General features: G+C 47.3%; 10 protein-coding genes. 8 read left to right on the top strand and 2 right to left on the bottom strand.

The genetic code is table 11. The annotated features are described in order from the left end of the window. From Q0198_RS06315 to cmoA, 4 genes are all read left to right on the top strand, one after another. A partial coding sequence (locus Q0198_RS06315; RefSeq protein WP_297896211.1) for an SAM-dependent methyltransferase occupies nt 1-1,201 on the top strand: 1,201 nt, incomplete at its 5' end. After that, nucleotides 1,191-1,703: a lipocalin family protein gene (locus Q0198_RS06310; RefSeq protein WP_297896209.1), complete on the top strand. Its 513-nt coding sequence runs from the start codon at nt 1,191-1,193 to the stop codon at nt 1,701-1,703. The genes Q0198_RS06315 and Q0198_RS06310, both read left to right, overlap by 11 nt. Further along, nucleotides 1,703-3,103, top strand: a complete 1,401-nt coding sequence (locus Q0198_RS06305; RefSeq protein ID WP_297896208.1) for a riboflavin kinase — start codon at nt 1,703-1,705, stop codon at nt 3,101-3,103. Before Q0198_RS06310 ends, Q0198_RS06305 begins: the two co-directional genes overlap by 1 nt. Before the next feature lie 940 nt (nt 3,104-4,043). Continuing rightward, nucleotides 4,044-4,748: a carboxy-S-adenosyl-L-methionine synthase CmoA gene (cmoA, locus tag Q0198_RS06300; protein WP_297896206.1), complete on the top strand. Its 705-nt coding sequence runs from the start codon at nt 4,044-4,046 to the stop codon at nt 4,746-4,748. A gap of 192 nt (nt 4,749-4,940) precedes the next feature. On the opposite strand, the gene Q0198_RS06295 is transcribed toward cmoA, so the two are convergent. Next, on the bottom strand, nt 4,941-5,546 hold the full coding sequence (locus Q0198_RS06295; RefSeq protein WP_297896205.1) for a hypothetical protein: 606 nt from the start codon (nt 5,544-5,546) through the stop codon (nt 4,941-4,943). A gap of 191 nt (nt 5,547-5,737) precedes the next feature. After that, a complete protein-coding gene (gene rpsO / locus Q0198_RS06290) occupies nt 5,738-6,010 on the bottom strand; it encodes a 30S ribosomal protein S15 (protein WP_005871877.1) in 273 nt (90 codons plus the stop codon). A 104-nt stretch (nt 6,011-6,114) separates the two neighbouring features. On the opposite strand from rpsO, the gene Q0198_RS06285 reads away from it, so the two are divergent. The 4 genes from Q0198_RS06285 (at nt 6,115) to dctP (ending at nt 10,072) form a co-directional block, all read left to right on the top strand. Continuing rightward, complete coding sequence (locus tag Q0198_RS06285; RefSeq protein WP_177387765.1) at nt 6,115-6,528, top strand: Rrf2 family transcriptional regulator; 414 nt, start codon at nt 6,115-6,117, stop codon at nt 6,526-6,528. Further along, the gene (locus Q0198_RS06280) at nt 6,525-7,577 is read left to right on the top strand and encodes a 3'-to-5' oligoribonuclease B (protein ID WP_297896203.1); all 1,053 of its coding nucleotides are present in this window, start codon (nt 6,525-6,527) and stop codon (nt 7,575-7,577) included. The genes Q0198_RS06285 and Q0198_RS06280 overlap by 4 nt, the downstream gene beginning before the upstream one ends. Then, nucleotides 7,567-7,809, top strand: coding sequence for a hypothetical protein (locus Q0198_RS06275; RefSeq protein WP_297896201.1), 243 nt, complete (start codon nt 7,567-7,569; stop codon nt 7,807-7,809). Before Q0198_RS06280 ends, Q0198_RS06275 begins: the two co-directional genes overlap by 11 nt. Nucleotides 7,810-8,878: 1,069 nt before the next feature. Continuing rightward, a complete protein-coding gene (gene dctP / locus Q0198_RS06270; RefSeq protein WP_297896196.1) occupies nt 8,879-10,072 on the top strand; it encodes a TRAP transporter substrate-binding protein DctP in 1,194 nt (397 codons plus the stop codon). Nucleotides 10,073-10,254 lie beyond the last annotated feature (182 nt).

The following is a 10,254-nucleotide window of genomic DNA, read 5'->3' as shown; positions in this document are numbered from 1 at the left end:
CAGAAATCAGGCCACCGCACTGATAAAACAGGATAAAATTTTGCTGCGAGGCGCCATTCAAAACAGACCCTCCGCGCAGATAGCGCCCGAGCAGAGCGGCGAAATCAGTACTGCCGAGCAAATTTACGTAAGCAGGGGCGCGCTCAAGCTTGCAGGCTTTTTGGACGAGCTTGCCGAAAACGAGCTTTTAGCAAGCTGCAGCGTAAATTTGCCTAACTCGGCGGCAGAAATTTCAAAGCCGTGCAGCGCCGCAAAGGACGCGGATAGCAAAGCGACAGCGACGCAAAGAGCAGGCGGAGTAATGACGCAAATTTCAAGTGCAGATTTTGCGACTACGGATAAAATTTTGAGCGCGGACGAGACGACCGAAATTCCAAGCGCGACGGCGGCAAAGATCGCAGAAATAAATACCGCGACGACAAAGAGCGCGAAAGCGACTACCGCGACGATCCGTACCGCAAAAACTAGCGTCGATACGGCGGAGCTTTTACAAACCGGTACAGGCAAGCAAACAGTGGAATTTTTACAGATGAGCACAGGCGCCGATACGGCAGGGCATTTGCAAACGGACGTAGACGCCGAAACGGCAGAGATTTCAAATACGGCAGCCTCCAAATCGGGCGGCAAGGCGGGCACGTGCCGCAGAGAAAGCGGCGCGGAGCCGCTACAAACAAAGCCCTCGCAAAAAAATATTTTAAATTTAGCGGGAGCCGATGTTTTGGACGTGGGCAGTAGCACGGGCGGATTTGTGCAAATTTTGCTTCAGCGCGGCGCAAAGAGCGTAACCGCGCTTGACGTCGGTAGCTCGCAGCTAAGCGAAATTTTGCGACGCGATCCCCGCGTGATCGTGCGCGAAAACACCGACATCAGGGAGTTTGCGAGCAAGAAAAAATTTGATCTCATCACCTGCGACGTGAGCTTCATCTCGCTAAATTTAATCCTAGAAAGCCTCGCGAGCCTCGCGAAAAGCGCTCTCATCGTGCTATTTAAGCCGCAATTTGAGGTCGGCGCGGAGATCAAGCGAAATAAAAAAGGTGTGCTCAAGGACGAAAAAGCGGTGTGCGCCGCACGGGCGAAATTTGAGCGGCTATGCGCCGAGCTGGGGCTTGCCGTGCTGCACGCTAGCGCCTGCAAAATCACGGGTAAAGAGGGAAATAGGGAATTTTTCTATCTTCTAAAAAGGATGAACGATGAAATTTAAAAACTTAATTATATTGGCGTTTTGCGCGCTATTTTTGGGCTCATGCGCTAAAAGCTTAAACCCCAAAGCGCCGATCGTAAAAAACTTCGACATAGCTAAATTTAGCGGCGGCTGGTATGAGATCGCCCGTATGAAGGGCGGCGGCGAGCTGCAAAACACCGCGTACGAGTGCTTCATCGATAAAAACTCCACGATCAATCTTTTAAAAACCGCCAAAACAAGCTCAGGTAAAATCGAAAACGAGCAGCACGTGTTGGAGTTTGCAGGCGATAAAAACGTAGGTCTGCTCTATCAAAAAGGTCTGATTTCCGACTCCCTCTACCGCGTGGCGCAGGTGGACGGCGACTATCGCTACGCCCTGATCTTCGGCGCCGATACGAGCGAGCTTTACATCCTCTCGCGCACCAAAACCCTGCCCGAGCCGATCCGCATCCTCTATCTCAAAAAGGCGAAGCATAGCGGTTACGACACCAAAAAAATTATCTGGACAAAGCAGCAATAATGGCTAATCAAAAATCATGTAAAGACCATACAGAGGCTTCGCTACGGAATTTTAAAGAGCAAAATTTCGTAGCGCAGAATTCCAGCTTGAAAAATTTTACGGAACAGAATTTCACAAGCAATGGGGAAAATTCATCTCAAAATATCAAACGTCCAAGGCAAGAGTTGAGCGAAAACAAAAACGGCGATGCGCACCGCGCAGATGAAGCAGACACCGACACCTCTTGCAGCAATGAAACGACTTTTGGCAGTAAAACGGCTTATAACGACGCTTGCAGCAATGACGTAGACGCACAAGCTCAAAGCGCGCTTCCTGCTTGTGCGGAAGTGCTGCGTGCGCGCCTAAGCGAGCAGTTCACACGTGGCGAGATTTTCGCAACGCTACAAGGCGCAAACCGCGATAATGTGCACGCCGTAGCGATCGGTAACTTCGACGGCATGCACCTTGGACATCAAAAATTATTTGAGCGCCTAGGCGAGCAAGGCGCAATAATCGTAATCCTAGCAGGTGGTGGCACGAAGCTCACCCCTTTTGCGTCGCGGCAGGCATTTACGAACAAAAAGATTTTTTATTGCGATCTACGCGCTATCAAAAGCCTTAGCGGAGGCGAATTTATCGCACTTTTAAGGCAGAATTTCATAAATTTACAAAAAATTGTCGTCGGTGAGGACTTTAGATTTGGGTGTGATCGGGCGTGGGACGTGGAATTTTTAAGGCGCGAATTTCGCGGGCAAACCTGCGTCGTAGGGGAGTTTTGCTTAAGCGGCGGCGGCGTGCATTCAAGTAGGATCAAGGAACTTTTATCGCGCGGACGGTGCGAAGAAGCGGCGGAACTTTTGGGGCGAGATTACGAGATCTGCGGGCGGATCGTGCGCGGTCAGGGGCGCGGGGCGCGGGAGTTCGTAGCGACGCTAAATCTCGAGCCCGGTTGGTTTTTTATCCCAAAAAGCGGCGTTTACGCAACCGTCACGAGCGTGCGCGGCGCAAGATACAAAAGCGTGAGTTTTGTAGGAGAGCGCCTTAGCACCGACGGAGCTTTTGCGATTGAAACGCACATTTTAGAGGATTTTGCGGGCTTTGAAGCGGGTTTAAATTCCGCACAAGATCGCGCGCCGTGCTGCGAGGGGCAAGCCGCACATTTTGCGCAAAATTTAGATGAAATTTCGGCGCGTAATTCGACCGAAATTTCTACGCAGAATTTTGCGGCGAGCGAGAGCCTGGACGCCGAAAATAAAAATTTAGAGGCTATGAGCCAAAATGAAAACATGAAATTCGTCTGCGTGAAATTTATAAAATTCCTACGTGAAAATCGCAAATTTAGCGATCTAGCGCAGCTTAAGGAGCAGATTTTAAAAGACGCTTCAGAGGCGGAGGCGGTACTACGAAGCTGCAAATTTTAATCTACGGCTTATAAGCTTAAAGATGAAACTTGCGAGCTGCGTGCTTGAAATTTGATGTGTCTGCCCGCGTTTTGCATCTACGGCGCATTAAATAAGCTGTCTGCGGCATCCTATATAAAAGTGTCGTGTGCCCGTTGTCATTGAGAATACTTGGTGTACCACCTGCGTCTGCGATGCCATATGGGAAGTGCGCACAAAAGCGGCGCGCAAGCCGATAAAAAGTCGTTAAATTTTAACGGCGTACCGCCTGCAGGACTTTAACGCACCTTGGGCTTCAGCTCATGCAAAACAAGGCAAGTGCAAGCTGCGTCGAGAATTGAGAACGATAAAAAATCTTAGTTGTGCTGCGAAGCTTTAAAATTTAGCAGAGCTGAGCTTCCGAGCAAGAGCCAAGCGGCTGAATTATACGCCTAGTTAAACGCGGGTTTTGTCAAGCGGACTCCATTTTACGGCGCGTAAAATCGCAAAATGGGCGCGAAATTCTACCAATATAGCTTTGGCTATGCTTTTAGTTTAAGTTCGTAATTAAAGAATTTAAAGGAGCTGTTTTGGCAGTGCGAGATTTGACGGCGTGAAATTTAACACTGCGAAATTCTAAAGCCCGCTAAATACGGCGTAGAATTTTAAGGACGTATTTGCACGGCGTGAAATTTTAAGGCGTGTCAAGCAAGACGTGAAATTTAATCATGCATCGAGCATATCCGGGCTAGAAGTTGGGCGTAAACTGGGATGCAGCTCGCTTGCATTAAAAGCGCTCATGCTGCGTTTAAAATTTAGGTATGCTTCGCGCGAGGCAAACTAAGCGCAAAAATTCCATGCGTAGCGGTCGCAAATAGAGTGTCTCGTAAGTGAAGGAAGCACGGCGTGAGAATTCTGCGTTTAGCATGCGTAGGAAGTATAAATCGAGTGCTGCGTAAATAGCAAAATTAAAAGGAAACGGATGAAAGACGAAATTTTTAAAGAGCCTATCAAAAAACAGTTTGAGTTTGACGCCAGCGTCGCGTCGGTTTTCGACGATATGATCGGGCGCAGCGTGCCGTTTTATGAGGCTAGCACGCGGCTTAGCAGCGAGCTTTTGGCAAGGATACTGCCGCAAAAGGCCCGCGTGATCGATCTTGGCTGCTCGACTGCAACCGCGCTGCTGGCGCTGTTTGCGCTACGCCCCGATCTGCGGCTGTGCGGCATCGACAGCTCGGAGGCGATGATACAAAACGCCCGCGCCAAGGCGGCAGCGTTCGGCGCGAAGCTCGAGCTTGGCGTATCGGACGTGCTGGATGCGAGCCTCGCAGACTGCGACGCCGTGATTTTAAACTACACCATGCAGTTCATCAGACCGCCGCGCAGGGCCGCGCTCGTGAGTAAAATTTACGACGGATTGCGTGAGGATGGGGTTTTGATCTTTAGCGAAAAGATCGTCTACGAAGAGCCTGCGCTCGCGCGTCAGATGATCGAAATTTACGAGGATTACAAGCGCACGCAAGGCTATTCGCGCTACGAGATCGCGCAAAAACGCGAGGCGCTCGAAAACGTGCTAGTGCCATACACCGAAGCGGAAAACCGCGCTTTGGCGCTGGGCGCGGGCTTTAAGCGCGTTGAAAGTATCTTTAAATGGGCAAATTTTATGAGCTTCGCGGCGTTTAAATAGCGAACGGCACAACGCGTATTTTGCCTAAAAGATTAAGTTTTAAATTTTAACATCAAGCATTTTAGAAAATTTGCAAAGCAAACATCGCCTTGCAATATAAAATTTTGCTGCACTAAAGCTATTTTCATCGATTAAATACGCCATAGCGAGCGCAGTGGCACATTTAAAAAGGATAAAATTCTTAATTTTGCGTTATTTATTCGGTTCTGTTTTAGTGATCAACCCGGTATTTTCGTCGATCTTCTCACTTGCGACGCGTCTTTCAAAGCTTGCTATAAACTCGTCGTATTCGATCTTTTTAGCTCTATCTGCTTCGTATTTTTTCATAGCTTTTTGGAAATTGCTACGTTCAAAAAAATCATTCCAAATCGCGAACAATGCAAAAGCTAAAAGTCCCCATATATAGCCGCCGATAAAGAAATTTCCGGTGATACAAAATACGGCGCAGACTATTATGTCGGTCGCAATATAGCCCACTCCGCGTCTCCCGACCGGCAAAATGGGCTCGGACAAACGATAAGTGCCTAAGGTATCTACGCCTTTTGAGATATTTTTCAAGCATTCTTTTTCTTTGCTATCATGGCTAGCGGGAGCATAGCCGGCGATTTCATCGCCTTCAAAAATATAAAAACCATCGTCCGTTTTTATTTTAAAAACGTACGCGCCCTGCCCTTTTAACCGAAATTGCCATACCGCTGCACGAGCTGCATCATTCGAAATACCCGCATCTGCGGGGCTGTCTGTGTGGGATCCGGACTCTTTTTTCACATCAATCGCGATACCGTGGAAATAACCCACAAAAATCCTTTAAAATTAAATTTACTCATCCGTACTGAATTTAGCCAACCTTCAAAAATTCCAAATAAATTTAAACATTTCGTAAGCGAGACGGAAGCCTAAATTTTGAGCACAAAAAAAGCGTCCGCCGTTTGACGGACGCCGTGTATAAATCGCAGTGACGAAATAAACGCTGCCGCGAGCAAAGGAGCTTATTTATCTCTTAAATTTAACTCGCTAACGAGTTTGGAGTAAACTGCGTAGTCTTTGTTTTTAAGATATTTCATCATTCTTTTGCGCTGACCTACTAGCTTTAGCAGTCCTAAGCGAGATGAAAAATCTTTCGGATTTGCTTGCAAATGAGTGGTAAGAAGCGTGATCCTCTCGGTAAGAAGCGCGATTTGCACCTCTGCAGAGCCCGTATCTTTCTCTCTTCTAGCGAATTTCGCAACTATCTGTGCTTTTTGAGCCGTGTCTAAAGCCATGATGACCTCCTGATCGGTAAAATAGGAGACGATTATACTTAATTAACCTAAATTTTTGCTTTCTTTGTGTAAAATGCACACTTTGACACCAAAGGAGAGAATAAATGCTTTTTACAAAAGCAAGCGAATACGCCCTGCTTTCAATGATCTGCATCGCGGGCAAGGAGGAATCGATGGATGTCGATTCGATCTCTAGCGAGCTTGGAATTTCACGCAGCTTTTTGGCTAAAATTTTACAAAATTTAGCTCGCGCGGGACTTCTAAATTCCTTCAAAGGCGCCAAGGGCGGCTTTGTGCTCGCGCGCAATGCAGATGAGATCACACTAAGCGAGATCATCAAAAGCGCCGAAAGACGCAAGGCGACGGTATTTGACTGCACCGCCGAGGGGATCGACGCCTGCCCAAACGGCCGCACGCTGTGCCGCGTCAATCTAATGTTTGGCGAGCTTCAAGAGAAAGTCGATGAGTATATGGATACGATCACGCTAGCAGACATCATCGGCAAAGAACGCAAATGAAAATATATCACCTAAGCCACACCGATCTAGACGGCTACGGCGCGCAGTTCGTCGCGGCGCACTACTTGACGGACGTGGAATTTTTCAACGCCAACTACGGCAAGGAGATAAACGAAAAATTTGATCTCATCCTCGCTCGTATCGATGAGCGGCTCGCCGTAGACGCAGACGAGAAAAGCCTAGTTTTGATCACCGATCTAAATTTACTGCCCGCGCAGTGCGAGAAATTTAACGGCGAGCTAGCCCGTCGCAACGCTCGCATGATGCTTTTGGATCATCATCAAAGCGGACTTGAGTGTGCGAAAAAATTCCCGTGGTATTTTTTGGACTCGTCGCGCTGCGCCACGAAGATAACGTATGATTTTTTCAGCGCGATGTTCGGCGGCGAGATGCGGCTAGATAAGCTCGTGCGCGTCGTAAACGCCGTGGACATCTGGCTGAAGGATGAGAGCGAGTTTGAGCTCGGCAAGGTCTGCCTCGGCATGGTCTCGGGCGCGAAAGAGATCAATAAAATTATGTTTGAGCGGGAGAGCAGGGATTATATCTTTTTCCTGTTAGAACAAATTTTTAAATTTCAAGACGAGGCGGACGCACACATCGCGCTAGATAGCGCACTGCACGGCATAAAGAAGGAATTTTTTAAAAGCGAGCGCGACGATACGCTAAGCAATCTCGTCTCGCATTTCGTAGTCACCCGCCTAAGCGCGCAAAAGCAGCGCTTTGCGATCGACTACCTCGGTAAAAAGGGCATTTTGACCTACAATATCGGCAACGTAAGCGTCATTGGCAACGACTTTTTGACGCAAAATCCCGATGTCGATTTTTTCATCGACGTAACAAGCAAAAAAACGCTCAGCTTCCGCGCAGACGGCAAAACCAACGTTAGCGAAATGGCGAAGCTGCTCCTCGGCGGCGGCGGGCACGTAAACGCGAGCGGCGGGATGTTTGCAGGCTTTAAAGACGCGAGCTCGTACGAAGCCGTAAAGGCGCAAATCGTGGATCTAATCGAGAAAAAAACTCAAATTTCAAAGGAAGAAGATGAAAACTAATGACGAAAAAATCGCCGAGCAGGACCTCATCTACGAGATTAATATCCTGCTTGACGCGATGCTGCTTTATGCGGGCGTGAAACGCGATCGGCTCGCTGATGCGGCGCAGCTGTATATCGAAAACATCGATACGGTACTTGCGAACTCTGACGCTAGCGGCGCGGATGAGGTAATCGCCGTGGTCGAGTTTTTGCGCGGCAAACACGCGGAGTTATTTGAAAATAAGGGCTAGCTCGCGAAATTTTAAGCGAAATTTTGCGAGCTAGAATTTTACGAAGCGCAAACTATGCGGAGTAGAATTTCATCGAGCGTAAAAATTTATAGAGCGAAATCTGCGAGATAAAATTTTGCAAAATAGAATTTCTAAAACGTGAAATACGAATTTTTGCGGACTTAGGCTTAAAATTTTAAAATTTAGCAAGCAGGCTTTGCGAATAAAATTTTATGGCATGGCGGCTACAGAATTTTGTTTTAAAATTTTATGCTGTCAAACAAGAGCAAAATTTCAAGGTCTGGAATTTACGCTAAGAAATTCCGCGCAATAGCAAATTTAAAATTTTAAGTGCATTTTGCGGCACGGAATTTTTGCAAAAATTTTAGGCAACGCGGGGCAGCTCTGCGTAAAATTCTAATCTAGGCTTCGCGAGGAATTTGCATCAAAACTCCGCGCGGAATTTTGCGCTCAACTAAGGTGCAAAATTTAAATATAAAGGCTAAATCTTTGCTTGCCAGTGTGGCGCGAAGATCACGCAGATTGTGGAATTTTAAATTTAAAAGCACGATTCTGCCGTCTAAGATCAAAGAAATGGCGTAGCGTCTAAGCTTGCTGAAATGACAAAGCTCGCTTTGAAAGAAAAAGAGAATTTTATCTGCAAAAGCGCAGAGATGGCATTTTAAGATACTTTTGTCATTTCTAAGAGAAAAAGATCCGCGTTGGAGGCTTTTAAGCAAGCGCGCTTGATAAGATATCATCGCTAGATATGGCGCAGGTGCAAGTAAGTGCGCTCGAACGCGGCAAAATTAAAACTAACGTGGCGCCCTATAGTCGCAAAGCCAGGCATTGTAAAATAAAAAGCTTGGGTAGAGCGCTTAGAAACAAAATATCGCAAAATAAGACGTCTGCAAAGCAAGGTGTCTATAAGATGAAGCGTCGTAAAATAGAATAGAAAGCAACGTGTCGATAAAATAGACACCGTGAAGCAGAATTTCGTAGCAGTAACGCAGGACGCGATTAAATTTTAAGCCAGCGATGCACTAAATTTTGAAATTTTATGAATTTAAAACTTTATGAAAGGATATAAATGAAAAAGATTTTTTTGTTTGCATGTCTCATGCTTTTGTGCTCGCAGCTTTTCGGCGACGATAAGGTCTATCGCCTAAGACTTGCTAGTACGTGGGAGGCGACTACGCCCGTTTTGGGCGCTGCTGCTGAGGATTTTAAAAACTATGCCGAAAGCCTTAGTGGTGGCAGGCTTCAGATCCGCATCGATACGCCGAGCAAGCATAAGGCAAGCTTTGGCATATTCGACTTCGTCAAAAGCGGTCAATACGATCTAGGATATACTTCGCTTTATTATTATAAAGGCAAAGACGCCAAAACTATGCTCTGGACGGCAGTGCCTTTCGGTATGACTACCGATGAGCAGCACGCGTGGTACTACTATGGTGGTGGGCGAGAGCTTAACGATAAGATGTTCGCGCAATACGGCATAAAGACCTTTTTGATGGGATCTACCGGCATGCAAATGGGTGGCTGGTTTAAAAAAGAGATCAACTCAGTCGCAGATTTGCAAGGGCTTAAATTCCGCATACCGGGGCTAGGCGGAGAGGTGATGAGCAAGCTGGGCGCTACTATAAACACGGTGCCTACGGGCGAGCTATTTATGGCGTTAGAGATGGGTACGATCGACGCGGTCGAGTGGGTAAGCCCTGTCTATGATATGCCACTTGGATTTCATAAAGTGGCTAAATACTACTACACAGGCTGGCAAGAACCTATGGGAGACTGCCAGCTGCTGGTAAATCAAAAGGCGCTAGAGAAGCTGCCTGCGGATCTTCAAGCGATCTTAGAGGCTGCAGCAAGACTTGCCGGAGAGAACTTCCAAAATAAGGGCTTTTACGAAAACGCTCGCATTTGGGCGGAGCTAAAAGCGCAGTTTCCGGACGTGCAGGTGCGCGACTTTCCTGCGGACGTGATAGCCGCACTTAAAAAAGCAACGAATGAAATTTTAGACGAAGAAGCGGCGAAAGATCCGATGTTTAAAGAGATCCTAGACAGCCAGCGCGCGTTTTTGAAAATCGGTAGAGAATGGAACAAAATAAGCACCGTAGCCTACATAAATAACGTAAGTGGCATCGCGGGCGAAAGCATAGCAAATCCAATCTCCGCAAGCCCTAGCGGTACGACAAGCTCAGATTCTGCAAGCAGCGAAAATCACGGCGCTGCGAGCGATTCTAACGCGACGGACAGCAAAAATTTAGGAGCGACAAAGTAAAGTGGGTGCTGCTAGCGATAAAAATTAAAGCGAGACGAACAGACCGGCACAATAAGTAGCTCAGGCGCGACAAGCGGCAGAAATTTTAACTACTTTTGATAAAGTAGATGGAATTCTGCCGCAGCAGCTTTGGCACAATAACTTCAATATCAGAGCCCAGTTCATAAATCTGGTTCGCAAGC

Origin of the sequence: uncultured Campylobacter sp., assembly GCF_938045205.1 — a bacterium.
GTDB lineage: Bacteria > Campylobacterota > Campylobacteria > Campylobacterales > Campylobacteraceae > Campylobacter_B.
This window is presented reverse-complemented; position numbering and strand designations above follow the sequence as displayed.

What these genes read in the sequence shown, in the direction of transcription:
- Q0198_RS06285 (WP_177387765.1), top strand. Translation starts at nt 6,115, where the DNA reads ATGCTTTTTACAAAAGCAAGCGAATACGCCCTGCTTTCAATGATCTGC.
- dctP (WP_297896196.1), top strand. Translation starts at nt 8,879, where the DNA reads ATGAAAAAGATTTTTTTGTTTGCATGTCTCATGCTTTTGTGCTCGCAG.
- rpsO (WP_005871877.1), bottom strand. Translation starts at nt 6,010, where the DNA reads ATGGCTTTAGACACGGCTCAAAAAGCACAGATAGTTGCGAAATTCGCT.
- cmoA (WP_297896206.1), top strand. Translation starts at nt 4,044, where the DNA reads ATGAAAGACGAAATTTTTAAAGAGCCTATCAAAAAACAGTTTGAGTTT.
- Q0198_RS06310 (WP_297896209.1), top strand. Translation starts at nt 1,191, where the DNA reads ATGAAATTTAAAAACTTAATTATATTGGCGTTTTGCGCGCTATTTTTG.
- Q0198_RS06275 (WP_297896201.1), top strand. Translation starts at nt 7,567, where the DNA reads ATGAAAACTAATGACGAAAAAATCGCCGAGCAGGACCTCATCTACGAG.
- Q0198_RS06305 (WP_297896208.1), top strand. Translation starts at nt 1,703, where the DNA reads ATGGCTAATCAAAAATCATGTAAAGACCATACAGAGGCTTCGCTACGG.
- Q0198_RS06280 (WP_297896203.1), top strand. Translation starts at nt 6,525, where the DNA reads ATGAAAATATATCACCTAAGCCACACCGATCTAGACGGCTACGGCGCG.